This is a genomic window from Streptomyces cellostaticus (assembly GCF_001513965.1).
GTDB lineage: Bacteria > Actinomycetota > Actinomycetes > Streptomycetales > Streptomycetaceae > Streptomyces > Streptomyces cellostaticus.
Genome location: NZ_KQ948034.1, coordinates 1 through 26,247 on the forward strand (window position 1 = coordinate 1; position 26,247 = coordinate 26,247).

At 69.0% G+C, this 26,247-nt stretch carries 27 protein-coding genes and 1 riboswitch; of the genes, 15 read left to right on the forward strand and 12 right to left on the reverse strand.

The features are described from left to right. Positions 1 to 650: 650 nt before the first annotated feature. The gene (locus tag AQI88_RS29820; protein ID WP_067005060.1) at positions 651 to 1,220 is read right to left on the reverse strand and encodes a peptidoglycan-binding domain-containing protein; all 570 of its coding nucleotides are present in this window, start codon (positions 1,218 to 1,220) and stop codon (positions 651 to 653) included. A gap of 59 nt (positions 1,221 to 1,279) precedes the next feature. Between AQI88_RS29820 and AQI88_RS48590 the strand changes: the two genes are divergently transcribed. The 5 genes from AQI88_RS48590 (at position 1,280) to AQI88_RS29835 (ending at position 3,867) form a co-directional block, all read left to right on the forward strand. After that, positions 1,280 to 1,402 carry a hypothetical protein gene (locus AQI88_RS48590; RefSeq protein WP_279616580.1) on the forward strand — a complete coding sequence of 41 codons (123 nt, stop codon included), beginning with the start codon at positions 1,280 to 1,282 and terminating at the stop codon, positions 1,400 to 1,402. A 106-nt stretch (positions 1,403 to 1,508) separates the two neighbouring features. Further along, entirely contained in the window at positions 1,509 to 1,706 is a 198-nt protein-coding gene (locus tag AQI88_RS29825; protein ID WP_067005061.1) for a DUF397 domain-containing protein, read from the forward strand. Further along, complete coding sequence (locus AQI88_RS29830; RefSeq protein ID WP_067005062.1) at positions 1,699 to 2,148, forward strand: hypothetical protein; 450 nt, start codon at positions 1,699 to 1,701, stop codon at positions 2,146 to 2,148. The genes AQI88_RS29825 and AQI88_RS29830 overlap by 8 nt, the downstream gene beginning before the upstream one ends. Before the next feature lie 274 nt (positions 2,149 to 2,422). Next, positions 2,423 to 3,130, forward strand: coding sequence for a hypothetical protein (locus tag AQI88_RS43745; RefSeq protein ID WP_079057884.1), 708 nt, complete (start codon positions 2,423 to 2,425; stop codon positions 3,128 to 3,130). 59 nt (positions 3,131 to 3,189) lie between these two features. Next, positions 3,190 to 3,867 carry a Uma2 family endonuclease gene (locus AQI88_RS29835; RefSeq protein ID WP_079057885.1) on the forward strand — a complete coding sequence of 226 codons (678 nt, stop codon included), beginning with the start codon at positions 3,190 to 3,192 and terminating at the stop codon, positions 3,865 to 3,867. Between the two features lie 90 nt (positions 3,868 to 3,957). Here AQI88_RS29835 and groL read toward each other — a convergent pair whose 3' ends face one another. The 4 genes from groL to thrC form a co-directional block, all read right to left on the reverse strand. After that, positions 3,958 to 5,580, reverse strand: a complete 1,623-nt coding sequence (gene groL / locus AQI88_RS29840) for a chaperonin GroEL (RefSeq protein ID WP_067005064.1) — start codon at positions 5,578 to 5,580, stop codon at positions 3,958 to 3,960. 317 nt (positions 5,581 to 5,897) lie between these two features. Then, a complete protein-coding gene (locus AQI88_RS29845) occupies positions 5,898 to 6,101 on the reverse strand; it encodes a cold-shock protein (protein WP_004929928.1) in 204 nt (67 codons plus the stop codon). A 432-nt stretch (positions 6,102 to 6,533) separates the two neighbouring features. Further along, positions 6,534 to 6,809: a MoaD/ThiS family protein gene (locus AQI88_RS29850; protein WP_067005066.1), complete on the reverse strand. Its 276-nt coding sequence runs from the start codon at positions 6,807 to 6,809 to the stop codon at positions 6,534 to 6,536. Between the two features lie 110 nt (positions 6,810 to 6,919). Further along, positions 6,920 to 8,203 (reverse strand): threonine synthase, encoded by a 1,284-nt coding sequence (thrC, locus tag AQI88_RS29855; RefSeq protein WP_067005067.1) that lies wholly within the window; start codon positions 8,201 to 8,203, stop codon positions 6,920 to 6,922. Between the two features lie 17 nt (positions 8,204 to 8,220). Next, positions 8,221 to 8,376, reverse strand: a riboswitch (SAM riboswitch). A 131-nt stretch (positions 8,377 to 8,507) separates the two neighbouring features. Here thrC and AQI88_RS29860 point away from each other — a divergent pair. Both AQI88_RS29860 and AQI88_RS29865 read left to right on the forward strand, forming a co-directional pair. Then, positions 8,508 to 9,452 carry a glucosyl-3-phosphoglycerate synthase gene (locus AQI88_RS29860; RefSeq protein ID WP_067005069.1) on the forward strand — a complete coding sequence of 315 codons (945 nt, stop codon included), beginning with the start codon at positions 8,508 to 8,510 and terminating at the stop codon, positions 9,450 to 9,452. Positions 9,453 to 9,540: 88 nt separating this feature from the next. Then, on the forward strand, positions 9,541 to 10,959 hold the full coding sequence (locus tag AQI88_RS29865; RefSeq protein ID WP_107118700.1) for an alpha,alpha-trehalose-phosphate synthase (UDP-forming): 1,419 nt from the start codon (positions 9,541 to 9,543) through the stop codon (positions 10,957 to 10,959). 134 nt (positions 10,960 to 11,093) lie between these two features. Here AQI88_RS29865 and otsB read toward each other — a convergent pair whose 3' ends face one another. After that, on the reverse strand, positions 11,094 to 11,927 hold the full coding sequence (gene otsB, locus AQI88_RS29870) for a trehalose-phosphatase (protein WP_067005070.1): 834 nt from the start codon (positions 11,925 to 11,927) through the stop codon (positions 11,094 to 11,096). Between the two features lie 141 nt (positions 11,928 to 12,068). On the opposite strand from otsB, the gene tnpA reads away from it, so the two are divergent. Continuing rightward, complete coding sequence (gene tnpA, locus AQI88_RS29875) at positions 12,069 to 12,509, forward strand: IS200/IS605 family transposase (protein WP_067005071.1); 441 nt, start codon at positions 12,069 to 12,071, stop codon at positions 12,507 to 12,509. Then, positions 12,506 to 13,714: an RNA-guided endonuclease InsQ/TnpB family protein gene (locus AQI88_RS29880; RefSeq protein WP_067005072.1), complete on the forward strand. Its 1,209-nt coding sequence runs from the start codon at positions 12,506 to 12,508 to the stop codon at positions 13,712 to 13,714. Before tnpA ends, AQI88_RS29880 begins: the two co-directional genes overlap by 4 nt. Before the next feature lie 220 nt (positions 13,715 to 13,934). Here the strand turns inward: AQI88_RS29880 and AQI88_RS29885 are convergent, their stop codons facing one another. Both AQI88_RS29885 and AQI88_RS29890 read right to left on the reverse strand, forming a co-directional pair. After that, positions 13,935 to 14,159, reverse strand: coding sequence for a DUF3263 domain-containing protein (locus tag AQI88_RS29885; protein WP_067005073.1), 225 nt, complete (start codon positions 14,157 to 14,159; stop codon positions 13,935 to 13,937). 35 nt (positions 14,160 to 14,194) lie between these two features. After that, complete coding sequence (locus AQI88_RS29890) at positions 14,195 to 15,475, reverse strand: ABC transporter substrate-binding protein (protein WP_449657835.1); 1,281 nt, start codon at positions 15,473 to 15,475, stop codon at positions 14,195 to 14,197. Between the two features lie 108 nt (positions 15,476 to 15,583). Between AQI88_RS29890 and AQI88_RS29895 the strand changes: the two genes are divergently transcribed. The 3 genes from AQI88_RS29895 (at position 15,584) to AQI88_RS29905 (ending at position 18,749) form a co-directional block, all read left to right on the forward strand. After that, the gene (locus AQI88_RS29895) at positions 15,584 to 16,525 is read left to right on the forward strand and encodes an ROK family protein (protein WP_079057886.1); all 942 of its coding nucleotides are present in this window, start codon (positions 15,584 to 15,586) and stop codon (positions 16,523 to 16,525) included. Continuing rightward, positions 16,525 to 17,709 carry an N-acetylglucosamine-6-phosphate deacetylase gene (gene nagA, locus AQI88_RS29900; protein ID WP_208615938.1) on the forward strand — a complete coding sequence of 395 codons (1,185 nt, stop codon included), beginning with the start codon at positions 16,525 to 16,527 and terminating at the stop codon, positions 17,707 to 17,709. Before AQI88_RS29895 ends, nagA begins: the two co-directional genes overlap by 1 nt. A gap of 119 nt (positions 17,710 to 17,828) precedes the next feature. Continuing rightward, positions 17,829 to 18,749 (forward strand): 1-phosphofructokinase family hexose kinase, encoded by a 921-nt coding sequence (locus AQI88_RS29905; protein ID WP_067005080.1) that lies wholly within the window; start codon positions 17,829 to 17,831, stop codon positions 18,747 to 18,749. A 210-nt stretch (positions 18,750 to 18,959) separates the two neighbouring features. Here the strand turns inward: AQI88_RS29905 and AQI88_RS29910 are convergent, their stop codons facing one another. Beyond that, positions 18,960 to 19,898, reverse strand: coding sequence for a CBM35 domain-containing protein (locus tag AQI88_RS29910; protein ID WP_067005082.1), 939 nt, complete (start codon positions 19,896 to 19,898; stop codon positions 18,960 to 18,962). A gap of 117 nt (positions 19,899 to 20,015) precedes the next feature. Continuing rightward, positions 20,016 to 21,671, reverse strand: coding sequence for a diguanylate cyclase CdgB (cdgB, locus tag AQI88_RS29915; protein ID WP_067005083.1), 1,656 nt, complete (start codon positions 21,669 to 21,671; stop codon positions 20,016 to 20,018). 334 nt (positions 21,672 to 22,005) lie between these two features. Here cdgB and AQI88_RS29920 point away from each other — a divergent pair, with 334 nt between their 5' ends. Continuing rightward, positions 22,006 to 22,578, forward strand: a complete 573-nt coding sequence (locus AQI88_RS29920; RefSeq protein ID WP_079057887.1) for a flavin reductase family protein — start codon at positions 22,006 to 22,008, stop codon at positions 22,576 to 22,578. A gap of 60 nt (positions 22,579 to 22,638) precedes the next feature. Further along, positions 22,639 to 23,100 carry a GNAT family N-acetyltransferase gene (locus AQI88_RS29925; RefSeq protein ID WP_067005085.1) on the forward strand — a complete coding sequence of 154 codons (462 nt, stop codon included), beginning with the start codon at positions 22,639 to 22,641 and terminating at the stop codon, positions 23,098 to 23,100. A 95-nt stretch (positions 23,101 to 23,195) separates the two neighbouring features. Here AQI88_RS29925 and AQI88_RS29930 read toward each other — a convergent pair whose 3' ends face one another. Then, positions 23,196 to 24,737 carry a hypothetical protein gene (locus tag AQI88_RS29930; RefSeq protein ID WP_159050431.1) on the reverse strand — a complete coding sequence of 514 codons (1,542 nt, stop codon included), beginning with the start codon at positions 24,735 to 24,737 and terminating at the stop codon, positions 23,196 to 23,198. 305 nt (positions 24,738 to 25,042) lie between these two features. Further along, positions 25,043 to 25,471, reverse strand: a complete 429-nt coding sequence (gene arfB, locus AQI88_RS29935) for an alternative ribosome rescue aminoacyl-tRNA hydrolase ArfB (RefSeq protein WP_067005089.1) — start codon at positions 25,469 to 25,471, stop codon at positions 25,043 to 25,045. Positions 25,472 to 25,630: 159 nt separating this feature from the next. Between arfB and AQI88_RS29940 the strand changes: the two genes are divergently transcribed. Beyond that, the gene (locus tag AQI88_RS29940) at positions 25,631 to 26,206 is read left to right on the forward strand and encodes a TerD family protein (RefSeq protein WP_067005091.1); all 576 of its coding nucleotides are present in this window, start codon (positions 25,631 to 25,633) and stop codon (positions 26,204 to 26,206) included. Positions 26,207 to 26,247: the final 41 nt, after the last annotated feature.

Genomic DNA, 26,247 nt, shown 5'->3' on the forward strand with positions numbered 1-26,247 from the left:
ACTAGTGCTGGAGAGCACAGTGGAGCCGTCGCCGAGCGCGCCGCCGTTATTCTCCCCCCAAGCGGCCGCGATGCCAGGTTCGCTGGATCTGCCGCCGTCAGCGTGTGCCGTGCTCAGCCATGCCCCTGGGGACAGGCCGCACCACAGCAGGGCTGCCAAGAAGGCGGCTACGGCCCTCCACATCGGGGCCCGGCCACGGAGCGCAAGTCTCATGATTGCCCTCTCAGAAAGGATCTGGCTTCAGGCAGCCCGCCGCATTCGAGGGGGGCGCCGAGCGTGCACGAAATCGGAAATCCTTGGCACAAGGCCTCCGACACGCGTACGCATGCGCCACTTGGCCGCTCCGGAACCACCCGGGCCGTCTCGCGCAGGACGCTGTCCAGCGCGGCGGCTCGACCGCCCCCCAGAGGCTCGCCTCCCGGTTCAGCCGCCGCACCCGCTCCCGCAACACCTTGCCCGGCGGCGCGGGTTCGGCCGACTCCGGCGGTCAGTCCCGCTCGCGCCCGCCGGCTCACGAGCGGGGTGACCCGGACGCGTACGGCCGTCCTGAAGCGAGAACCCAGAGGGCCCAGGCGCCGGCCTACCCGACCCGCGCCTGGGCCCTCTTCGTCGAATTCCTCCAGGGAATCGCTGCGGTCAGCCGTCAACCGTCAGCTGCAGCTGCTGTCGTTCTTGTAGCTCGCGTAGTGCCAGACGTTCTTGTGGTAGAAGCGGTACTTGCCGCTCGCGGTGCGGAAGATGTCGAAGTAGTAGCGCGAACCGTGGTACCGCAGCTTGTACTTGGTGGCGTCGGTCGTTCCGGTGCTCCGGTACTCCAGCTCGCCCGCCCCGGTGGTGGGGTTCCACTTGTCATCGGCCGCGCCGAAGGTCGTCTTGCCGACCTTGCCGTCCTGCGTCAGGCCCCAGGCCTTCTGCAGCTGCTTGGTGGCGTACGCAGTGTTCGAGCTGAACTTGCCGTTGATGTCGTCCCAGTCGAACTGGGTTCCGTCGCTCTCCTTGACACCCTCCGCGTACAGCATGATCTGCCACAGGCAGGTCGCGTTGGTGTCCTTGTACGACGTGGTCGACAGCGTGCCCTCGTCGGCGAAGTCGTCGTAGAACGAGCCGCCGCCGCTGACATAGCCGCCGGACGCGGACGCCGAGGCCGGCGAGGCGCTCACCGCGAGCGCGCCCGCGACGGCAGCGCTCACCGCGGCGGTGGCCAAACGGGTGCGGGTCATACGGAAGTTCATTCGGGTCCTTCCCCCGTAGAAAGGTAAGATCTGCTTACCTGATCATGATGACAGGGACGGCAGGCAGCACCCCCCTCCAGAACTCCAACAAGCCCATCCGCCACATCCACTCCACCAGACCCGCCGACAACAACCACCTCCAGGGAGAAATCGACCTCTGTGAGCGGTGAGTCCGTGGGGCTCCTCGTGATGGACTCGGCGGATGCAGCTGGAGTACGCGGCGCTGCTGGACGAAGTCCCTGGCCCTGTTCGAGGCGTTGGCGCAGGATTGCGCCCATGAGGAACATCCCTGACCTGAGCACAGCCACCTGGCACAAGTCGAGCTACAGCCAAGGCGGCAGTGACTGCCTGGAAGTCGCCGACGGCCACCCCACCCTCACCCCCGTCCGCGACTCCAAGGCCCCCCACGGCCCGAAGCTCGTGTTCCGGGCGGAGGCCTGGTCGGCCTTCGTCGCTGGCGTGAAGGGTGAGTGATCACGAGCCGGTCTTCGTCAGAAAGGGCGGCCGGTCCTTCTACAACCCCAACAACCCCTTGGGCCTGGCGCTGATCTTCCTCTCGCTGGCCTTCGCGGTCGGCGCCATCGTCTATCTGAAGCTGGACTCCCAGTGGAGCGAGGACGAGCTGCGGGAGGCGACGCACAAGGCGGCCGCGAGGCTGGAGGAGGAGCCGGTGACCGTCGACGAGTCGCTCGGCTACGACATGTACATCGACGACGCCTTCGAAAAGACCGGCGTCGGCCCGTCGTACGGCCCACACGTCGAGCAGGTCGACGACTCGGCCAAGGGCACCGCGACGTACACGGTGACCGGCAAGGGAACGGACGCGGCGTTCTGCATGCACCTGGTCCCGGTGCCGTACGGAGACAAGGCGATGCTCAACGTAGAAGTGACGGACGGAGCTTGCAAGGAGTCCTGAACGCATGCCCCGAGGCTCAAGCTCCGAACTCCGAGCCCTCTTTTCAAGGAACGGATGGAGGGCCCCAACCCACCCTCCCACCCGGCGAGTTGACTTGACGCGTTCGGCTTGCGACGCACAGTCACGATCCTCTAGCGTGCCCGCATAACGAACAACCCCCGACAGGTGCTACCAACACCTGCGGGGGTCTGACCTACGAGATCGGAAAGGCGATCCCGTGGCTGATGCCAAGCTTAGTCCTGCCCTCCCGCCCGCGCACGCGTCCCCGCACCCGATGGCCAATCCGGGTTACGGCAAGCGTTGCGCGCCCAGCCAACTCCCCCGCACCAAAAACGACTTCGCACACTTACCTCCCCGCGAAGCCGCCATCGCCGCCTACATCGACCGACTCCCCGACGGCGCCGACATCTCCGTGAAGACGCTGGCCAAACAGCTCCTGTACGGCCAATGCGCCCTGCGTACGGCCCTCAACCACCTCCAGCGGTCAGGGCACTTACGGCGAGGAAGGGAGCGACTGGAGGCGGAAGGCGGCGGCTCGCGCTGGATCACCCGATCGTGGTGGTCCCGTACCGCACGTGCCGACGACTGGTGGGCGGCGTTCACGCGCGGCGACGTACCGGAACCGGAGCAGCCACCGGACGAACGCGCCCGCACCACCCGCTCCCGCGCTCACATCCTCCGCGCCCTGACCGAGGGCCTGCCCACCCCGGTCCACCACCCCGCAGCCCTGGTCCGCCGCCGTCTGATCGACAAGCTCCCCCCGGAACCGGTGCCCCGTCCACCGCGCCGGGTGCTGGAGTGCGCGAAGTGCGGGGTGCCGGGGCGACCGGAAGCACTGCCTGGAGGTGTGTGCGGCGGTTGCCGAGGCGAACGCGCTCCCGCGCGCCCCCGTACACCCCTGCCCGCCCCCGCAGTCCACGTCCACGCGGGCGAGATCCGGGCTGCGATGTCCCTGAAGCGACGAGAAAGGACACACGTATGACCGCTCCTACGGTCCGACAACACCGGCCCAGGGCACGATGGAGGGGAGGAGGCGACGCCATGACCCCCAGCACCGCCCAGCGCCCGCAGATGTCCGCCGAGGACTTCGAGGAGCTTGCCCGCAGGGCCCCGGAAAACGTGCAGCTCGAATTCATCAACGGGCGGCTGTACGTGAAGGGCGACCGCATCACGGACGAGGACTTCGAGGAACTTGCCCGTAAGGCTCCAGAGGGCGTCAAGCTCGAACTCATCGACGGAAGGCTAGAGGTCAAGCCGATGCCTGACCAGCGTCACCGGGGCATCGTGATGTGGCTCCTCCGGCTGTTCATGCAGCTACGTCCCGAGCTGGCCCTGTACCCCGAACAGCAGCTCAAGGTCGGGGCCTACCGCAAGGGCCACGCCTGCGCAGACGGTGCGCTGGCCCCGTTCAACCACTTCATCGCCCAGGAGGGAGACTGGGCGGACCCCGACGGCGTCCTCATGGTCGTGGAAGTCACCTCTCGCGACCGTGACACCGACCGACGCGACCGCATCGACAAGGTCCGCGGCTACGCCGAGGCCGGTATCCCCATCTACCTGCTGATCGACCGGGACAACGACACGCTTGTCGTGCACAGTGCCCCCAAGGACGGCCGCTACCGGCAGTCCCCGTCCTATCCCTGGGGCGCCACCGTCGAACTCCCCTCTCCGGTGAGCATCACCCTCGAAACCGAGGACCTCAAGGACTACGCCGACTGAGGCTCACGAAACGCCCAAGGGCGGCACCCCAGCCAGAAGCTGGACGTACCGCCCTCGGTCCGAAGGACAGGCGATCAACCGTCAGGTCGATCAGAAGTCCATGTCACCGCCCGGCATGCCGCCCGGAGCGGCCGCGGCGGCCTTCTCCGGCTTGTCGGCGATGACGGCCTCGGTGGTGAGGAACAGCGCGGCGATGGAGGCGGCGTTCTGCAGCGCAGAGCGGGTCACCTTCGCCGGGTCGATGATGCCCTCGGCGATCATGTCGACGTACTCGCCCGTGGCGGCGTTCAGACCGTGGCCGACGGCCAGGTTGCGCACCTTCTCCACGACGACGCCGCCCTCGAGACCACCGTTGACGGCGATCTGCTTCAGCGGGGCCTCCAGCGCGAGCTTCACGGCGTTGGCGCCGGTCGCCTCGTCACCGTCGAGCTCCAGCTTCTCGAAGACCTGGGAGGCCTGCAGCAGGGCCACGCCACCACCGGCGACGATGCCCTCCTCGACGGCCGCCTTCGCGTTGCGGACGGCGTCCTCGATGCGGTGCTTGCGCTCCTTGAGCTCCACCTCGGTGGCGGCACCGGCCTTGATGACCGCGACACCGCCGGCGAGCTTCGCCAGGCGCTCCTGCAGCTTCTCGCGGTCGTAGTCCGAGTCGCTGTTCTCGATCTCGGCGCGGATCTGGTTGACCCGGCCGCCGACCTGGTCCGAGGAGCCGGAGCCGTCGACGATGGTGGTCTCGTCCTTGGTGATGACGACCTTGCGGGCGCGGCCCAGGAGGTCCAGGGTCGCGTTCTCCAGCTTGAGGCCGACCTCCTCGGAGATGACCTCGCCGCCCGTGAGGATGGCGATGTCGCCGAGCATGGCCTTGCGGCGGTCGCCGAAGCCCGGGGCCTTGACGGCGACGGACTTGAAGGTGCCGCGGATCTTGTTGACGACCAGGGTCGACAGGGCCTCGCCCTCGACGTCCTCGGCGATGATCAGCAGCGGCTTGCCCGACTGCATGACCTTCTCCAGCAGCGGGAGCAGGTCCTTGACCGAGGAGATCTTGGAGTTGGCGATGAGGATGTACGGGTCCTCGAGCACCGCCTCCATGCGCTCCATGTCGGTCGCGAAGTAGGCGGAGATGTAGCCCTTGTCGAAGCGCATGCCCTCGGTGAGCTCGAGCTCCAGACCGAAGGTGTTGCTCTCCTCGACGGTGATGACGCCTTCCTTGCCGACCTTGTCCATGGCCTCGGCGATGAGCTCGCCGATCTGGGTGTCGGCGGCGGAGATGGACGCGGTGGAGGCGATCTGCTCCTTGGTCTCGACGTCCTTCGCCTGCTCCAGCAGGGCGGCGGAGACGGCCTCGACGGCCTTCTCGATACCGCGCTTGAGGGCCATCGGGTTGGCGCCGGCGGCTACGTTGCGCAGGCCTTCCCTGACCAGGGCCTGGGCGAGCACGGTCGCGGTGGTCGTACCGTCACCGGCGACGTCGTCCGTCTTCTTGGCGACTTCCTTGACCAGCTCGGCGCCGATCTTCTCGTACGGGTCCTCGAGCTCGATCTCCTTGGCGATGGAGACACCATCGTTGGTGATCGTGGGGGCGCCCCACTTCTTCTCGAGGACGACGTTGCGGCCCTTGGGGCCGAGCGTCACCTTCACGGCGTCCGCGAGCTGGTTCATGCCGCGCTCGAGGCCGCGCCGCGCCTCCTCGTCGAACGCGATGATCTTGGCCATGTGAAGTGGTCCCTCCAGGACTGGGGGTGATTCCTTCGGACCGCGCCCGCGCCCGCGACGGACGGCTCGCCGACCTGTGGTTCCTTGCCCCACCTGGCCTGCGGGCCTCACTGACCCGGTCCTTCTTTGTCACTCTCACCTTCAGAGTGCTAACGCCAATGATTAGCACTCGGCATGGTCGAGTGCAAGCGCCTGACGGGGTACAGGGGGCGCTCAGCCCCCGCGGACAAGGGCATCCGGGCCCGACACAAGGGCATCCGGGCACGACGAAGGGCCCGCACCCTGTGCCGGTGCGGGCCCTTCGTCACAAGAAACGTTCAGGCGCTGAGGCGAACCATGTCGGCCTGCGGGCCCTTCTGGCCCTGCGAGATCTCGAACTCCACCCGCTGGCCCTCTTCCAGGGTGCGGTAGCCGTCCATCTGAATGGCGCTGTAATGGACGAAGACGTCCGCACCACCGTCGACCGCGATGAAGCCGTACCCCTTCTCCGCGTTGAACCACTTGACGGTGCCCTGAGCCATGCCTAACTCCCCTATTACTGGCCCTTGCACAGATCCACACTTCGCGGACCCGGGTCAGACCTCACCCCCCATTGGTCGGGGGCGTGCGCCGGAACGCGTCGACCGCGGCTGAATGTATCTGTCCAACTGCCCTCTGCAACAGGTCAATCGGACGAGAATTCTGGACGGGCCCGGTCCGGAATCTGCCAAAAATTCGGCCGAATTCAGGGCAAGTCGGGCTACATAAAGGGGTAAAAAAGCCGCATAAAACCCGTGCACTTTGGCTACTTCTTATCGGGTGTGCGGCGTGAAATCCGGGGCCTGCGACCCGCAGGTCCGGAACGCGTTCCCCAACTGTACCGCGCTCAATCACACTGAATGGCCCCCTCCGTTTCTCTCACGGAGGAGGCCATTCGATGAACAATCAGTAACCTCGGTTACCGAAGGTAATGATCAGCCGCCGGCGACGGCCGGAATGATGGAGACACCGGCACCGTCCGGGGTCGCCGTCTCAAGACCCTGCTCGAAGCGGACGTCGTCGTCGTTGACGTACACGTTGACGAAACGGCGCAGCTGGCCCTGGTCGTCCAGCACCCGGGCGGCGATCCCGGTGTGGTTCTTCTCCAGGTCCTTGATGACCTCGGCGAGGGTCGCCCCCTCGGCGGCGACCTCGGCCCGGCCGCCGGTGTAGGTGCGCAGGATGGTGGGGATGCGAACGGTGACGCTCATGCTGGTGACCTCCGGTCAGGTAATCGGCCTCAGGGGCGGGGCTGTGCTTGATGTGCGGCTGCCGCCGCGTGGGCGCGGCCAGCCCCCACCGGCCCGCAGACGAAAAGCGGCTATGCGAGGCCGGCCTCGCGGAACGACTCCAGGCTGGGACGGATGGTCGCGGTAAGCCCCGTACCCGCCACCGCATCCAGCGTCTTGAGACCGTCCCCGGTGTTGAGCACAACGGTCGTCTTCGTCGGGTCCAGGACACCGTCCTGGATCAGCTTGCGCGTCACTCCGACGGTCACGCCACCCGCAGTCTCGGCGAAAATACCTTCCGTACGGGCCAGCAGCTTGATCGCGTCCACGACCTGCTCGTCGGTCACGTCCTCCACCGCCCCGCCCGTGCGGCGCGCGATGTCCAGGACGTACGGACCGTCGGCCGGGTTGCCGATGGCGAGGGACTTGGCGATGGTGTTCGGCTTCTGCGGGCGGACCACGTCGTGCCCGGCCTTGAAGGCGGTGGACACCGGCGAGCAGCCCTCGGCCTGTGCACCGAAGATCTTGTACGGCCTGTCCTCGACCAGACCGAGCTTGATCAGTTCCTGCAGACCCTTGTCGATCTTCGTGAGCTGGGAGCCGGAGGCGATCGGGACCACGAGCTGGTCCGGGAGCCGCCAGCCGAGCTGCTCGCAGATCTCGTACGCCAGGGTCTTCGAGCCCTCCGCGTAGTACGGCCGCAGGTTGACGTTGACGAAGCCCCAGCCCTCGCCGGCCGGGTCGCCGATCAGCTCGGAGCAGAAGCGGTTCACATCGTCGTAGTTGCCCTCGATGCCGACCAGCTCGCCGCCGTAGACCGCGGCCATGACGACCTTGCCCTGCTCCAGGTCGTGCGGGATGAACACGCAGGAGCGGAAGCCGGCCCGGGCGGCCGCGGCGCCGACGGCACCGGCGAGGTTGCCGGTGGAGGAGCAGGAGAGGGTCGTGAAGCCGAAGGCACGCGCCGCCTCCAGGGCCTGGGCCACCACCCGGTCCTTGAAGGAGTGCGTCGGGTTGCCGGAGTCGTCCTTCACGTACAGCCCGCCGGTCACGCCCAGCTCGCGCGCCAGGTTGTCGGCCTTGACGAGCTTGGTCCAGCCCGGGTTGATGTTCGGCTTGTCGGCCACGTCGGCGGGGACGGGCAGCAGCGGCGCGTAACGCCAGATGTTCGCGGGGCCGGCCTCGATGCGCCGGCGCAGCTCTTCGGTGTCGTAGGCGGAGAAGTCGTAGGCGATCTCCAGCGGGCCGAAACACTCCTCGCAGGCGAACACCGGGCCGAGCGGCACGCGGTGCCCGCACTCGCGGCAGCTCAGCGCCGCGGCGGGACCGAGGTCTACGGTGGGATTGCTGGTGCTTGCAACAGTCTGCACAGCCATGGAGGCGAGGCCCTTTCTCCTCATCTTCCTCACGACGCACCTCGCCGTGAGACGGATTTGGCACCTTCCCTAGCCGGGAGCCTCGCGAAGCGATCAACAGCGATCTACGAGTACCGACTGGAGGGTTGCCGGGGCTTCATCGGGCCGTGTCCCTCTGCCCCTCTGGATGAGCTGTATGCAGTTGTCAACGCCACTTGACCACCCGACATGCGATGGTCATCGGCGTTGTTCAAGACTGTAACCGAAGGCCAGGACAGTTGAGATAGTCGTCCGAACCGCGAGACAACGTGAGGAGCCGCTGACTGTGCTGGAAGAAGTCGAGCGCTGGCTGGCCACCCGCTCCTGGTCCGTGACCGAACGCCCGCTCCACAAGATCCTGGCGGCCAAGCACCGCACGGGCCAGTCGGTCTCCGTCGTGCTGCCCGCGCTCAACGAGGAGGAGACGGTCGGCGACATCGTCGCCGTCATCCGCCACGACCTCATGCAGCAGGTCCCGCTGGTCGACGAGATCGTCGTCGTCGACTCCGGGTCCACCGACCGCACCTCCGAGGCCGCCGCTTCCGCGGGCGCCCGGGTCGTCCACCGCGACGACATCCTCCCGCGCATCCCGGCCGTCCCGGGCAAGGGCGAGGTGCTGTGGCGCTCCCTGCTGGTGACCAGCGGGGACGTCGTCTGTTTCATCGACGCCGACCTGAAGGAGTTCTCCTCCGACTTCGTCTCCGGGATCGTCGGCCCGCTGCTCACCGACCCGGACATCGACCTCGTCAAGGCGATGTACGACCGCCCGCTCGGCGGCGCAGCAGGCCAGGGCGGCCGGGTCACCGAACTCATGGCCCGCCCGCTGCTGAACATGCACTGGCCGCAGCTGGCCGGATTCGTCCAGCCGCTGGGCGGCGAGTACGCGGCCCGCCGCTCCCTGCTGGAGCAGCTGCCGTTCCCGGTGGGCTACGGCGTGGAGCTGGGCATGCTGGTGGACGCGCTGCACCTGGTGGGCCTGGACGCCCTCGCCCAGGTGGACGTCGGCGTGCGCAAGCACCGCCACCAGGACGGGCAGGCCCTGGGCCGGATGGCCGCGGCGATCTACCGCACCGCCCAGCTGCGGCTGGCCCGCGGCCACCTCGTCCGGCCCTCCCTCACCCAGTTCGAGCGGGGCGAGGACGGTTTCGAGCCACGCACCTACTCAGTCGACACCGAGGAACGGCCGCCGATGGCGGAGATCGCGGAGTACGCGGCACGCCGGGTCGCCTGAGGGGGCGCACGAGAACGGCTGTATACAGCCCCCCTTCTGGGGCAGACCGTACGTTTGAGCGTTTCCGGGCCGGGCTAGGTTGAGGCGTATGGCTTCCACCCACGGTGCTGAGGTGCTGGTCGCGTCCAACCGCGGCCCGGTTTCGTACGAGGTCCTCGAGAACGGCTCGCTGCACGCCAAGCGGGGCGGCGGCGGACTGGTCTCGGGTCTTTCGGCCATCGGGCCGGACACCGACGCGGTGTGGGTGTGCGCCGCACTGGGCGACGGCGACCGGGAGGCGGTACGGCGCACGGGCGGCGGGCTGCTGCCGACGGAGGAGACCGGCGGACAGCGCGTACGCATGCTCGACATCGACGCGGCGGTGTTCGCCGACGCGTACAACGGCATCGCCAACTCGGTGCTGTGGTTCGTCCACCACATGCTGTACCAGACCCCGCTGGAGCCGGTCTTCGACGCGGAGTTCCGGCGGCAGTGGGCGTCGTACGAGGCGTACAACCGGGCCTTCGCCGAGGCGCTGGCCGAGGAGGCGGCGGACGGCGCGGCGGTGCTGATCCAGGACTACCACCTGGCGCTCGCCCCCCGGATGCTCCGCCGACTCCGCCCCGACCTGCGCATCGGCCACTTCTCACACACTCCGTGGGCCCCGCCGGACTACTTCCGCCTGCTGCCCGACGACATCGCGGCCGAGCTGCTGACCGGCATCCTGGGCGCGGACCGGGCGGCGTTCCTGACCCGGCGGTGGGCGGACGCGTTCACCGACTGCTGTCACGCGGTACTGGGGCCCGGCATCCCGTCCGGGACCCGGATCGGGGTGCACGGACTCGGCGCGGACGCGGACTTCCTGCGGGAGCGGGCGCACCGGCCGGACGTGACCGAGCGGATGGCCGTACTGCGGGCGGAGATCGGCGAGGGGCGCCGGACGATCGTCCGGGTGGACCGCACCGAGCTGTCCAAGAACATCGTCCGGGGCCTGCTGGCGTACCGGCAGCTGCTGGACGACCACCCCGAGTGGCGCGAACGGGTGGTGCATCTGGCGTTCGCCTACCCGTCCCGGCAGGACCTCGCCGTCTACCGCGACTACACGGCCGAGGTGCAGCGGGTGGCGCAGGAGATCAACTCGCACTACGGCACGCCGGGTTGGACACCGGTTGTGCTGCACGTCAAGGACGACTTCGCGCGTTCTCTGGCCGCGTACCGGCTTGCGGACGTGGCGCTGGTCAACCCGATCCGGGACGGCATGAACCTGGTCGCCAAGGAGGTACCGGTCGTCTCCGACGAGGGCTGCGCGCTGGTGCTGTCGCGGGAGGCGGGGGCGTACGAGGAGCTGGGCGAGGACGCGATCGTGGTGAACCCGTACGACATCGGAGGGACGGCGGATGCGCTGCACGCTGCGCTGGGCTGGGCGGGCGGTGAGCGGGCGGAGCGTTCGAAGAGGCTGGCTGCGGCTGCTACCGCGTTGCCGCCCGCGCAGTGGTTTCTGGATCAGCTGGGTGCACTGGGGCGGTGAATGCCGGGCACCCGGCGCTGTAGGCCGTGCCCACCCTCCCCCACTCTCGGCTTCGCTCGAGCGGGGGGGACCCCCATCGCCCTGCGGAACGACTGCCCACGGCAGTGGGCGGAACGGCTGCTCACGGCGGTTGGTCAGGGCATGTGGGCTGCCAGTGTGCGGAGCAGGGATACGACTCCCTCGGGGCCGTCGACCACCACGTCCGCGCGCTCTGCCAGTTCCGTGACCTCTGTGCTGCCGCTGCAGACCAGGAGGCCGGGGATGCCGTCGGAGCGGAGTTTGTCCACGGCCGCGTAGGCGGGGAGGTCGCCGAGGTCGTCGCCGGCGTAGAGGACGGACTCGGCGCCGGTGGTGCGGACGTGGTCGAGGAAGGCGACGCCCTTGTCCATGCCGGGCGGGCGGAGTTCGAGGACCATCCGGCCGGGCTCGACGATCAGGCCGTGCCGGGTGGCGAGGTCGGCGAGGGGTTCGCGCAGGGCCTCGAAGGCGGCCTGGGGGTCGTCCGCGCGGCGGGTGTGGACGGCGACGGCCCGGCCCTTCTCCTCGACCCATGTGCCGTGCCAGGCGCCGATGCGGTCCAGGACGCCGGGCAGCTCGGCGCGGACCGCGGCCACGCCGGGGTGGGGCGGGGGTGCGGTGACCGTGCCGGTCGCGGCGTCCCAGCGTTCGGCGCCGTAATGGCCGAGGACGACCAGGTGCTCCAGGCCCGCCGTGCCCGCGAAGCCGCCGTGCCGTACCGCGACCCCGGCGGGCCTGCCGGTGATCACGGCGACGGAGGCCACCTTGGGGGCGAGGGCGGCGAGCGCGGGGACGGCGTCGGGGTGGGCGCGGGCCTGCTCGGGGTCGGCGACGATGGGGGCCAGCGTGCCGTCGAAGTCCAGGCCGATCACTGCGGTGCGCGGCTTGGCGAGGAGCGCGGCGAGTCCGGCTTGGCCAGCCTGAGTCACCGGAGTCGGCAGAAGGTCCATCAGATCTCCTTCGAGGGGACCACCGGCTTGGCCGGTGGGGCATCAAGACCTCTTCGGGGTTGCCCGGCGTAGCCGGGCGGCTCCGTCACACGTTCGTGTGAGGTTCAGGGCTAGGGGATTTCATCTACAGGTGCCGCTTGTATGTTCGCCTCGTGGGCTGTGACCAGGAAAGTTCGCCGGTTCTCCGGCGGCGTGTACGACCTCGGGCCGCACGTGATGTGGTGGTCGAAGTACCGCCGTCTGGAGCTCCGTGAACGGGTCGAGTCACGCCTTGAGGAACTGATCCGGGCCAGGGTCGATGAGCGGGGGTGGGAGATCGTGGCGCTCGAAGTGATGTCCGGCCATGTCCACCTGCCCGTCAAGCACGATGTGAAGTCATCGGCCTCGCATGTCGCGAACCAGTTCGAGAGCTTCACCTCCCGCGTCCTACGCAAGGAGTTCCCACACCTGCGGTCGAAGGCTCCGACCCGGCGGTCGTCGTCGTACTTCGCCGCCTCGGTCGCCACGGCGAGCGCCGAGACGGTGCAGCCGCACATCGACACCGGGCGGGAACGCCCCTGGAAGAAGAGGGACGGCTCGTGAACCGGGCGTACAAGTTCCTCCTGCGCCCCACGGCCGGCCAGAAGGCCACGCTGGGCGAGATGCTGCGGGACCACTGCTCGCTGTACAACGGCGCTTTGCAGGAACGCCGGGACGCCTGGCGGCACAGCTCGAAGACGAGCATCAAGTACGGGAACCAGTCTGCCCAGCTCAAGGAGATCCGGGCGTTCGACCCGGAGCGTCACGGCCGCTGGTCGTTCTCCTCCCAGCAGGCCACCCTGCGCCGCCTCGACAAGGCATTCCAGGCGTTCTTCCGGCGTGTCAAGGCCGGGCAGACGCCGGGTTACCCCCGCTTCAAGGGCGTCGGGCACTTCGACACCGTGGTGTTCCCGAAGGACGGCGACGGCTGCCGCTGGGACTCCACCCCGCACGACCGGCACACCCGCGTGCGCCTCCAAGGCGTCGGGCACGTCCGGGTGCACCAGCACCGGCCCGTGCATGGCCGGGTGAAGACGATCAGCATCAAGCGCGAGGGGAACCGCTGGTACGTTGTCCTCTCCTGCGACGACGTCCCCGCCGAGCCGCTCCCACCCACTTGCGCGGTGATCGGCATCGACATGGGCACCACGCGCTTCCTGACAACCTCCGACGGCAAGCATGTCGCCAACCCCAAGTTTCTCGACACGGCGGCCGCCGAGCTGGCCGACGCGCAGCGGCACCTCGCGACGTTCCCCAAGCGCGCCCAGCAGCGCAACAAGAAGCACCGTGCGGCGGCCCGCAAGGTCGCCAAGCTGCACGCCAAGATCCGCAAGCAGCGCCTCGACTTCCACCACAAGACCGCGCTCGCCCTGGTCCGCGACCACGACGCGATCGCGCACGAGCGGCTCAACACGGCGGGCATGACCCGTGCACCCAAGCCCAAGCCCGACCCCAAGACGCCCGGCGCCTTCCTGCCGAACGGCGCCGCCGCGAAGGCCGGGCTCAACCGCAGGATCCTCGACGCGGGTTGGGCGCAGTTCCTCGGAATCCTGGCGAATAAGGCTGAGAGTGCCGGTCGCCTCCTGGTTCCGGTGGACGCGCGCAACACCTCCCGCACGTGCCTCGCATGCGGGCACGTCGCAAAGGAGAACCGCACCACCCAAGCGAAGTTCGAATGCGTCACGTGCGGCTTCACAGCGAACGCCGACCACGTCGGCGCGACGAACGTCTTCAACAGGGCCGGGCTGGTCCTCTGCGACGTGGCCTAGCCACCGGCACAGGAAGCCCGCGACGTCAGTCGTGGGTGGAGTCACAGAGCGACACTATCCAGGTCAGGCCGGACTCACTCCCGGGGATCCGCCCCAGACCCCGTTTTCCCATCCGCCCACCCGTCTCGGTCAGCTGAGTAGCGCAACATCAACGAGCCCTGGCAGCACTCCCCCTTCCGGCGCGTTTCTGCTAACAGATACGAATGGGCGGGTGGGAAAGTCAGCGCTCCGACCGCCGGGACTCCCGCACCCGCCGCAAACGGTTCACCGTCACCGGATCCAGTGCCAGCGCTCTCGCGTCGTCCAGCAGTGCGTTGAGAAGCTGGTAGTAGCGCACCGGCGCCAGGCCCAGTTCCTCGCGTATCGCCCGCTCCTTCGCGCCGGGGCCGGAAAAGCCCCGGCGCTCCAGCGCGAGGATGGCCTTTTCACGGCTGCCCAGTTCCATGTGCGCAACCGTAACGCCAGGCACCGACAACCGGCTCAGCCGGCGGAAGCCGAACCGCTGTCGGCCGTCGTCGCCGTCGCCTGCAGGCGGGTCAGGATGCCGGAGGGGCTGCCGTCGGGGGCGACCGCCTGGCCGATGTCCTTCTTCACGGCCACGCTGACCGCCGCCCAGGAGGTCTTGCCGACCGGGTACAGCTGGGAGGTCGGCAGCTGGTCGAGGAAGGGGTGCAGATCCTTGTCCTGGGCCGAGCCGGAGTCGCTCATGGTGTTGGACGCGGAACCGGTGACCGGCAGCAGCCCGTACTCGTGGGAGAAGGCGAGGACGTTCTTCTCCGAGTAGACGAAGTCGAGGAAGTCGCCTATCTGCTTGGCGTGCCCGTTCTGCTTGAAGCCCATCATCCAGTCGGTGACGCCCATCGCGGCCTTGGCCTTGCCGGTGCGGCCCGGCATCGGGACCATGCCGAACTGCACGCCCTTCTTTCCGGCCTGCTGGATCAGCGTGGGATGCCCGTTGAGCATGCCGACCTGGCCGTCGGCGAAGGCGGCGAAGGCGGCGGCGCGGTTGAGCTTGCCGGGGGCGACGGGACCGGTCAGGCCCTTGCCGACCAGCTCGTCCTTGAGCCAGCTGAAGGTCTGGACGTTCTGCGCGGAGTCGATGGTGTAGGTGCCGATGTCGTCGGTGTAGCCGTTGCCGCCGCTCAGCAGCCACTGCATGGTCTCGGCCTGGGCCTCCTCGGGGCCCAGCGGCAGCGCGTAGGGGTACTTCACGCCCTTGTCCTTGAGCGCCTTCGCGTCGGCCGCCAGCTCGCTCCAGGTGGTGGGCGGCGCGATGCCGGCCTTGGCGAACAGGGTCTTGTTGTAGAAGAGCACCCGGGTGGAGGCGGCGAACGGGATGCCGTACTGCACGTGCTTCCACTCGCCCGCGTCGGCGAGCTGGGAGAGGAAGTCGGCCTGGGTGCGGATGGAGAGCAGGTCGGAGGCCGGGTAGAGCTTGTCCGCGGCAGCGTAGTCGGCGTAGGCGCCGATCTGGGCCAGGTCGGGGGCGTGCCCGGCGTCGACCATCTCCTTGACCTTGGCGTCGACGTCGTTCCAGGAGTAGACGCTGACCTCGACCTTCACGCCGGAGTGCTGGGACTCGTACTCCTTGGCCAGCTTATCCCAGTACTTCTGCGAGCTGCTGGCGGCGGAGTCGCCGTAGTCGGCCGCGACCAGCTTGAGGGTCACGTCGGAGGACCCCGTGCTCCCGCAGCCTCCGAGGACCGCCGTCATGCCCAGTGCGGACACCACCGCGATCGTTCCTGCCGTACGCCGACCCACCGTCAAAGCCCCAACCCTGCTGTCTGACCGTTCAATATATGGACACATAAGGTCTACACCACGTGAGTGGACTAGACCTCTTGCGGGTCCGCGGGCCACACTGTCCCCGTGAGACATGTCATCGCCCTGGACGTGGGCGGTACCGGGATGAAGGCGGCCCTCGTCGGCGACGACGGCGCGCTGCTGCACCGCGCCCGCCGCGCGACCGGCCGCGAGCGCGGCCCCGACGCGGTGGTCGCGGACATCCTCGACTTCGCCGCCGAGCTGCGCGCGTACGGCGTCGAGCGCTACGGCGAACCGGCCGCCGCTGCCGGCCTCGCGGTCCCCGGCATCGTCGACGAGGAGCACGGCGTCGCCGTCTACGCGGCCAACCTCGGCTGGCGGGACGTACCCCTGCGCGCGCTGCTCGCCGACCGGCTCGGCGTGCCCGTGGCGCTCGGCCACGACGTGCGCACCGGCGGGCTCGCCGAGGGCCGGATCGGCGCGGGCAAGGGTGCCGACCGGTTCCTGTTCGTGCCGCTCGGCACCGGGATCGCCGGCGCCATCGGCATCGACGGCCGGGTCGAGTCCGGCGCGCACGGCTTCGCGGGCGAGATCGGCCACGTCGTCGTACGACCGTCCGGCATCCCCTGTCCCTGCGGGCAGCGCGGCTGTCTGGAGCGGTACGCCTCCGCGTCCGCGGTCAGCGAGGCGTGGGCAGCGGCCTGCGGAGACCCGGAAGCGGACGCGGCCGACTGCGCGAAAGCAGTCGCGTCCGGTGACCCGAACGCCGTCCGGATCTGGCAGGAGGCGGTGGACGCGCTCGCCGACGGACTGGTGACCGCGCTCACCCTGCTGGACCCACGCACGCTGATCATCGGTGGCGGCCTGGCCGAGGCGGGGGAAGTGTTGTTCCAGCCCCTGCGGGATGCCGTCCGGCAGCGGGTCACCTTCCAGAAACTGCCGTCCATCGTCCCCGCGGCCCTCGGCGACACGGCCGGCTGCCTGGGCGCGGGGCTGCTTGCGCGGGATCTCCTCAACCACACCGACCGTACGGAGGTAACCCCCTGATGGCAGCCGACCCAGGGGCGCGGGGAACTGCGCGACCAGCCACGACGCACCCGCAGGTGCTCACCGGCGCAAACGTGGTGCTTCCCACCGGCACGGTGAAGAACGGCCGGCTGGTCGTGGACGGCAAGCGCATCGTCAGTACGGCCCCAGCCAACGCCGAAGTCATCGACGTAACCGGCCACTGGCTGGTACCGGGCTTCGTGGACATCCACAACCACGGCGGCGGCGGAGCCTCCTTCTCCGGCACGGCGGACGACGTACTGAAAGCCATCCGCACGCACCGCCTGCACGGCACCACCACCCTCGTCGCCTCCACGGTCACCGACGAGATGGACCTGCTGGTCCAGCAGGCGGGGCTGCTGAGCGAGCTGGCCGAGCAGGGCGACATCGCGGGCATCCACTTCGAGGGTCCGTTCATCTCGCCGTGCCGCAAGGGCGCGCACTCCGAGGAGCTGCTGCGCGACCCGGAACCGGCCGAGGTGCGCAAGCTGATCGACGCGGCCCGCGGCAAGGCGAAGATGGTCACCCTCGCCACCGAGCTGCCGGGCGGCCTCGACTCCGTACGGCTGCTCGCGGAGCACGGCGTGATCGCCGCCATCGGCCACACGGACGCCACCTACGAGCAGACGGTCGAGGCCATCGACGCGGGCGCCACGGTCGCCACCCACCTCTTCAACGCGATGCCCACCCTCGGCCACCGCTCCCCCGGCCCGATCGCGGCCCTGCTGGAGGACGAGCGGGTGACGGTAGAGCTGATCAACGACGGTACCCACCTCCACCCGGCCGCGCTGGAGCTGGCGTTCCACCACGCAGGCGCCTCCCGGGTCGCATTCATCACCGACGCGATGGACGCGGCCGGCATCGGCGACGGCCGCTACATGCTCGGCCCGCTGGAGGTGGAGGTCAGCGAGGGCGTGGCCCGGCTGGTGCACGGCGGCTCGATCGCGGGCTCCACGCTGACGCTGGACCGCGCGTTCAAGCGGGCGGTGACGATCGACAAGCTGCCGGTGCAGGACGCCGTGACGGCGTTGTCGGCGAACCCGGCCCGCCTGCTCGGCCTGTCCGACCGCATCGGCTCCCTGGAGCCGGGCAAGGACGCCGACCTGGTCCTTCTCGACGCGAACTTCGATCTCAAGGGCGTAATGCGGCGGGGCGAATGGGTGGTAGCGCCCCAACTGCCCTGATCCGTGCTCGTGTCGAAGAGACGGTGGCCGACCCGCACCCTGGGCCGGCCACCGTCTCTTTGGCATGATCAGGGCCCCGGAAACCGATGGCACACGGACTTCGAGGGAGGTCGGCCCGGATGATCCTCACGGTCACACTGAACACCGCTCTCGACATCACCTATCGCGTACGGTCCCTGCGGCCGCACACCTCGCACCGCGTCTCGGACGTCATCGAGCGACCGGGCGGCAAGGGCGTGAACGTGGCCCGGGTGCTGGCGGCTCTCGGGCACGAGGTGACGGTCACGGGGTTCGCGGGCGGCGCGACCGGGCGGGTGCTGCGCGAACGCCTCGCGGACACGCGCGGGGTGACGGACGCGCTGGTCCCGATCGCCGGTCCGACCCGCCGCACGATCGCGGTCGTGGACGAACTGTCCGGCGACACGACCCAGTTGAACGAGCCGGGCCCGCAGGTCTCCCCGGCCGAGTGGGCCGTCTTGCTGGGGTCGTACGCCGATCTGCTGGCCGCCGGTCCCTCGGCGGTGGCCCTGTGCGGCAGCCTGCCACCGGGGGTACCGGTCGGCGCATACGCGGGCCTCATACGGGCCGCACGGACTCTCGGCGTCCCGGTCCTCCTGGACACCAGCGGCGAACCCCTGCGCCGCGGGGTCGCCGCCCGCCCCGACCTCATCAAGCCCAACGCCGACGAACTGGCCGAACTCACCGGCTCCCACGACCCGTTGCGCGCCAACCAGGACGCCCGCCGCCGGGGCGCCCAGGCGGTGGTGGCCTCACTGGGCGCGGAGGGCTTGCTGGCCGTGACCCCGGAGGGCCGCTGGCGTGCCGCCCCACCGACCCACGTCCACGGCAACCCGACCGGCGCGGGCGACTCGGCGGTGGCGGGCCTGCTGTCGGGGCTGGTGGAGAAGCTCCCCTGGCCGGAGCGCCTGACCCACGCGGTCGCCTTGTCAGCCGCGACCGTACGGGCCCCGACAGCAGGCGACTTCGACCGCGCGGCCTACGAGAAACTCCTGGCACGAGTGTCGGTGACGGCGGCGTGAAAGCCTTGCAGCCCTCGCCGGATATGGCCGCGTAGCAGTTTGACCGAGAAACGCCCTTCACTCTCACGCTGGTCGGATGATCGGGGACGAACAGGACCGTCCTCTCGCACACCTACTCGGACAACACCCATGGCACCGTTACGGGGATTGAAGTCTGGGCGAGGTAGTACCGCGGCCTCATGACGGTCCGCCGGTCCACCGGCGGACCGTTCAGCTGTCTGAGCCCACCCACAGCTGGTCGATGAGGGCGTTGCACTGGTTCCCCTGACCACAGGAGATCGTCAACGTATTGGAGCCCTTGGTCAACGTCACCGGAGCCCAGGTGGACTGCCAGCCCTTCTCGAAGTCACCCTTCGCCCGATGGGTGAAGTCCTTCATGCCCAGCGGCTGTTGGTTGGGTTTGCCGTTGACCGTCAGCGTCGCGTTGGCGTCCACACCGGGAATGCTGTAACGCACGTACAGGCGGTACGAGCCAGCTTTCTGGACGTCACTGACAGTCCACGTGACCGAGGCGCCGACGCTGTTGAACCCTGTCACATAGACCCCGCCGGCCGCATTCGCCCCCTTGACGTCCGAGGCCTTAGTCGCCCCGCCCGCCAGTTGTACGGAGCCGTCGGCCGCGTCGACCTTCGGCAGCTCCCCCGACGCCGCCGAGCTGCTCCCCGACGGGCTCGGCTCGCTGCTCTGGGACTGGGTCGGGGTGCTGCCCGCCTGGTTGTCGGACTTCTTGCCGTCGTTGTCGTTGAGCATCGCGACGCCGATGCCTATGACGACAGCCGCGACCACCGCGATCGCGCCGATCAGCAGGCCCTTGGTGTTCGGGCCGCGGCGGCCGGGAGCCGACGGCACCGGCTGGCGGCTGGTCGGGGCGCCGCCGGGCATCGTCTCCGGGGCCTGATAGTGGGCGTTCGGCTGGCCGTAGGCGCCCTGCTGCTGTGGGACGGTCGGCCGCTGCTGACCGTACGGGGCCTGTTGCTGGCCGTACTGGCGCTCGCCGACCGCGCGTACCCTGCTGCTCCTGCTGACCGAGTTCGGGTAGCCGTACCCGCCGGACGGCGGCTGGGCCCCTCTGGCCTGGCCGTCGGCGTACAGGTAGCCGAATGGGTCGTCGTCCTCGGGCGTGCTCGGGCTGTTTTCGCCGGGCGTCATCCCTTGGTCTCCTCAGCGGGTGCGGGTGGATCCGGTACAGGTCTGGAATGGCGAGCCTACCCGCTCTGGCTGGCCCAAACGGGTGACTCGGACCCCATCAACTCACTGACCTGCGGATCATCCGGCGCGCCGGTGCTGTTTGGGACGAGATCGTTTCTCTACGTACATCCGCTCGTCGGCTGACTTCAACACTTCGTCCGCGGTCATGCCGCAGTGTGCCCAGCCGATGCCGAAGCTGGCGCCCACCCGGACGGCCCGGCCCTCGGCGCGGATCGGCTGGATGATCTCGTTGCGCAGGCGTACGGCGAGGTCCTGGGCGTCGGCCTTGCCGAGGCCGTCGGCGAGGATGACGAACTCGTCGCCGCCGAGGCGGGCCACGGTGTCGCCGTCGCGGACGCCCCGGGAGAGCCGGCGGGCGACCTCGATCAGGACCGCGTCGCCCGCGTTGTGGCCGAACCGGTCGTTGATCGACTTGAAGCCGTCCAGGTCGCAGAAGAGGACCGCGAGGCCCTTGGCGCCGTCGTCGTGCCCCTCCTCGGGGGCGACGGTGTGGACGTGGTGGTCGTAGCCCTCGTATGCCTCCGCGCCCGGTGCGAAGTCGAAGCCGTGGCCGGTGGCGGCGTCGAAGGCGGGGTGGCCGTAGGCCGCGTCCAGGGATTCCAGGGCGCCGGGCTGGGCCGCGCGTCGGCACAGGCGGGCCGCCAGGCGCGAGCGCAGCTCGGCGGAGTTCGGCAGGCCGGTGAGGGAGTCGTGGGAGGCACGGTGGGCGAGCTGCAGCTCGCGGCGCTTGCGCTCCTCGATGTCCTCGACGTGGGTGAGCAGGAAGCGGGGGCCGTCGGCGGCGTCCGCGACGACCGAGTTGCGCAGGGACACCCACACGTACGTGCCGTCGCGGCGGCCGAGGCGGAGTTCCGCGCGGCCTCCCTCGGCGGAGGTCCTGAGCAGCGTGCCGATGTCCTCGGGGTGCACGAGGTCGGAGAAGGAGTAGCGGCGCATCGCTGAGGCCGGGCGGCCGAGCAGGCGGCACAGGGCGTCGTTGGTGCGCAGGATCCGGCCGTGCTGGTCGCCGCCCATCTCGGCGATCGCCATGCCGGAGGGGGCGTACTCGAAGGCCTGGCGGAAGGATTCCTCGCTGGCGCGCAGGGCCTGCTGCTCGCGCTCCAGACGGACCAGGGCGCGCTGCATATTGGCTCGTAGACGCGCGTTGCTGATCGCGATGGCGGCCTGGAAGGCGTACATCTGCAGGGCCTCGCGGCCCCAGGCGCCGGGGTGGCGGCCGTTGCGCGGCCGGTCGACGGATATGACGCCGAGCAGCTCGCCCGAGGAGCCGCCCTGCACGCCCGGGGTGTACATCGGCGCGAAGAGCCGGTCGGAGGGGTGCCACTCGTCCTCGAAGCGCGGCGCGGGCCCGTCGGTGAACCACTGCGGGACGTCGTCGTCGTCCAGCACCCAGCCCTCGGTATGCGGTATGAACACCAGGTCGCCCCACTGTTCACCCATGTTCAGCCGCCGCAGCCAGGAGTCGCGAGAACCGACCCGGCCGGTGATCAGGGCCTCGGCGGCGGAGTTCCCGGAGAACGCGGCGACGACGAGGTCGCCGTCGGGGCGTACGAGGTTCACGCATGCCATCTCGTAGCCGAGGGCGTTCACGACGCCGTCGGCCACGGTCTGCAGTGTGTCCGCCAGGCTGCGTGCCGTGTTCATGTCGGCCATGACCTGGTGCAGCTGCCGCAGGGACGCAAGACGGACATACGGCTCCGACTCGGTCTCCATGCTCGCCCTCCCCCCGAGACCTCGCAGCGAATCAAGGGTTGTCTTCGGCGTTCCTTACGGTGGTGCTCTGAGTAGTGGTCCAGATGGTGCTCTTACGGCGCTCTTGCAGCTTCCCGCCACTGAATCACAGCGCGCTGCCCACTCGGTACACAGGGTCAACAATTCCTGCCCCTTGTGACTCAAGTCACAGAAGAACATGAACAATTGAGTGGGGTTTCCGCGTTTTCCCTGTGTGTTTACTGAAAGCGGGCTCTCCCCTGGTCCCCCGGTCCTAGGACCCGGCTCGGGCTCAGGCCCGATGCGGTGTGCGCGGTGCGGAGATTAGCGTTTCGGCGTGCTGAACACTCCCTCACCCACCGCCCCCACCGCTTCCGGGCATGCTGAGGGGGTGAGCAACGACGAGTTCCGGGCCGCGATGTCCCGGCTGGCCGCGGGCGTGGTCCTGGTCACCGCGCAGGAGCCGGCGCTGGACCCGGACGACCCCACCGCACCGGACGTCGAGGACGTCGGCATGACCGCCACCGCCTTCATGTCCGTCTCGCTGGACCCGCCGCTGGTGCTGGTCAGCCTGCGCGAGGGCTCCCGCATGGACGACCTGCTCGACGAGCAGCCGCTGTGGGCCGTCTCGGTCCTCGCCGAGAGCCAGCGGCACGTCGCCGGCCGCTTCGCCATGAAGGGCCGCATCAGCGACCGCCTGCTCTTCGAGGACCTCCCCTGCATCCGCGGGGAGGCCACCGGCGCCCCGCTGGTGGGCGGTGCGCTGGCCGCCCTGGAGTGCCGCACCGAGCAGCGGGTGACCTCCGGGGACCACACCCTCGTCATCGGCCGGGTGCTCACCGCGCGGGTGCCCGGCGCGGAGGGCGGACCGCTGCTCTATTTCCAGGGCCGCTACCGGCATTTGGGCTGATCGGGCGGCCGGCCGGTAATTCCGTGGCAGTGCCGTGAACGGCCTGCTTAATGTGCGCGGATGACACCCCGACTGGAAGAGATATCCACCCGGAATCTCGAAGCCGCCCTCACCATCCGCGTCCGCCCCGGCCAGGAACACGCGGTCGAGCCGGTCGCGCACTCCCTCGCCGAGGCGTACGTCCGTCCCGCCGGCGTCGCCTGGCCCCGGCTGATCGTGGACGACGGCCGTCCGGTCGGCTTCCTGATGGCCTTCCTCGACATCGACTGGCACGGCGACGGCAGCCTGATCCGCTCCGGCCTGTGGCGCCTGAACATCGACGGCGGGGAACAGGGCAGGGGCTACGGCCGCTTCGCCGTCGACTCCGTCGCCGCGGAACTGCGCCGCCGGGGCACCAAGGAGATGTACGTCACCTGGCACCCGGGCCCGGACGGCCCCGAGGAGTTCTACCTCCGCCTGGGCTTCCGCACGAACGGGGAGACGAGCGGGGGGCAGACGGTGGGGGTGCTGGAGCTGTCGTAGCCGGGACGTGTCTCATGAAAGCGGCCCCCGCCCGAAGGCGGGGGCCGCAACGTGCGTGAGAGGAGGCCGATCACCGCCTCCCAGAGGCGAGAGAACTAACTGCAGACCGGGCCGCGCCCGAACTCGACATAGCGCGCGTTGACGTTCGATGGGGCAGTGCCGCCGAGCAGGCCGTAGCCCGTGGCGTCGAAGAACCTGCCGCAGGATGAGTTCCTGTTGACGGTGAAATAGTCGCCGTAGCGGGCGTCGTCGGGGTTGTACGTGGCTTGGGCGATCTTCCGGAAGACGAAGCGACCGGGCCCCTGGTTGTACTTGTCCTTGATCCCCACGGCTGTGGTGACGGCGGGCCCGCGGCCTCCGACCCTGCCGCCGACGCCGATGGCCAGGCCCTGGTCACCGGAGTCGTTGACGCCGACGGCCGGCACGCCCGCGCACTGGCCCGAGAAGGCGATGACGGGTTGCTGGACGAGCCCCAGGTCGTTCGGGTGCTTTCCGCGTCGGAACTCGGCACCGACAATGTGGGGCTGCCGGTATTTGGCATCGGAGTTCGTGGGCACCCAGACGTTCACCGAGTTCCTGGTGATCGCCGTCTGCACATTGAATCCCACGATGTTCGCCGCGATTTCGTCGGCCCAGTCGGCGTTGTTCACCCCGCCCCGGCAGTCGGCGTCACCGAAGGTCATGGCAGCGACATCGTGCAGGGTTGAACCGACCCGCGTCGAGTCGTCGGGCCAGCTGAACACGCGCCACTGCGTGGGAGTGTTGACCCAGGAGAAGTACATGACGTTCTGGGTGCCGCTGCCGGGGACCAGAATCCGCTGTCCACCGGGGTTCGTGAAGTTGATGGCTCGCCCCGAAGCGACCCGGCACGCGGCGAGCTGGTCGAGGTTGAAGCGTCTCATCCCGGCGCCCAGCCAGTCTTCGGGATTGGGCCCGTCATTTCGGTTGGCGCTTACGTACAAGAATTTCTTGCTGAGGCCCAGATGCGGAAAGTCGGCAAGGACGTCCGTCCGTGTCGGGTCGAAGTCGATGTCGTAGTAGCAGTTGTCCGGCGAGGGAATTTGCCGCCGCACGAAGATGCGCACGATGCCGTTGGTGAACGTGGAAAGGTCGTCCACGTACAGCATGCTGTGGAACGTCACATCCCGCGCACGGTGATAGACGACCTGGGTGTCGCAGCACGGGAACCGCGCTTGGGCCGGTCCCGCCGGGTAGGGCTGAGCACAGGAGAACGAGGAGCCACGGTTGGTCGAGAACTCCTGGTGGTCGAAATTGCCCGTGTAGTAGACGTTCCGTCCGTCATTTGCTGCAGACGGCTCCGCGAGCGAGGCTGCCACACCACACTGGTCGGTGGACGCGAGAGGGTTGCGGTGGTTCCGTGCGATGACGAGATCGTTCGGGCCGGTGGGCGCCTTCGGCCCGGGAGAAACGTTCTTCGCCTCCGATGCGGGCGCCGTGGCGGGCGGGACCCCTTGCTTTCCGCCTGACTGAGGGACATGGGAGGCGAGTTTCTTGCGCCTCTTGACCAACGCTTCCCACATGGCCTTGTGCTGCCTGGGCGTCACGCGAGCGCCGGGCTTGAAATTCTTCGCAAGGACGGGCGTTGCCGACGTGGGCACCGATTCCTGGTACACCACCTGATGTCCGTTGCCCTCCGTCGCCTACGCCCCCGCAGAACCGATCCCGGCAAGAGGCAGCAGCACGGCCAAGGCCAACAATCCGATGCGCCAGCGTCTTCCGAGAAGTGCCGGATATCTGGCTTTCATCACACCAGTCCCTTCGCCCAGCATGTCGAGCAGCCGCGAAGATCGTGAAGGAATACAAGATGCCTGGACTGCTGACACACTGCTCAGCACGTGTTCTCCACCCGTCCAGCGCATGCGTCTCTGGCAGGAACATGACAAGCACGGCGGCATGCATAGGGCTGGGGCGGCCGGAGGGGCTACCCCCAGTCCCGGCCGGAGCGGCCCCGCTTCGTGTCCGAGCGCTGCTTCTTCTCCCGCAGCCGACGCTCGTTGATCCCACGCGGGATCCGGGTCGGTCTGCGGGGCTTGGGCGGGGGTGCGGTGGCCTCCGCGAGGAGGGCGGCGAGGCGTACGGCGGCGGTCTCGCGGTTGCGCCACTGGGAGCGGTGCTCGGAGGACCGTACGACGACGACCCCGTCGACCAGCCGCCCGGCCAGCCGCTCGAGCGCCCGCTCCTTCCACACCGCGGGAAGCGCCTCGGTGGCGGTCAGGTCGAAGCGCAGCTCCACCTGGGAGTCGCTGGTGTTCACATGCTGGCCGCCCGGCCCGGACGACCTGGAGAAACGCCAGATCAGCTCGGCCTCGGGAAGCGAGACGGAGCCACGGATGAGATGAGGACCGGACATGAGTCCCATGTTCCCGGTCCGGCCCGCCTCACGTCACCCGGTTTTCGGTGTGGGTAAAAGAGGTAAAGGGATCCGGAACCATCGGGACCCCCCTCGACGTTCTTCCCGGTGACGGTAGCTTCGTCGGCACAGAAACCTAAAGGGAAGGACTCCCACATCATGGCTGTAAGCCTGTCCAAGGGTGGCAACGTCTCGCTCACCAAGGAGGCTCCGGGCCTGACCGCCGTCACCGTGGGCCTCGGCTGGGACGTCCGCACCACCACCGGCACGGACTTCGACCTGGACGCCTCCGCCATCGCGGTCAACACGCAGGGCAAGGTCTACTCCGACGCCCACTTCGTCTTCTTCAACAACAAGCAGACTCCGGACAACTCGATCGTCCACACGGGCGACAACCGCACGGGTGAAGGCGCCGGCGACGACGAGGCGATCAACGTCAACCTCGCCGCCCTCCCGGCCGACATCGACAAGATCGTCTTCCCGGTCTCCATCTACGACGCCGAGAACCGCGGCCAGAACTTCGGCCAGGTCCGCAACGCCTACATCCGCATCATCAACCAGGCCGGCGGTGCCGAGATCGCCCGCTACGACCTCTCCGAGGACGCGGCCACGGAGACGGCGATGGTCTTCGGCGAGCTGTACCGCAACGGCGCGGAGTGGAAGTTCCGCGCGGTCGGCCAGGGCTACGCCTCGGGCCTGGTGGGCATTGCGCAGGACTTCGGCGTGAACGTCTGAGGGACGCGACACGCTGCGCTGTGCGGGAGCCCCTGGCTGCG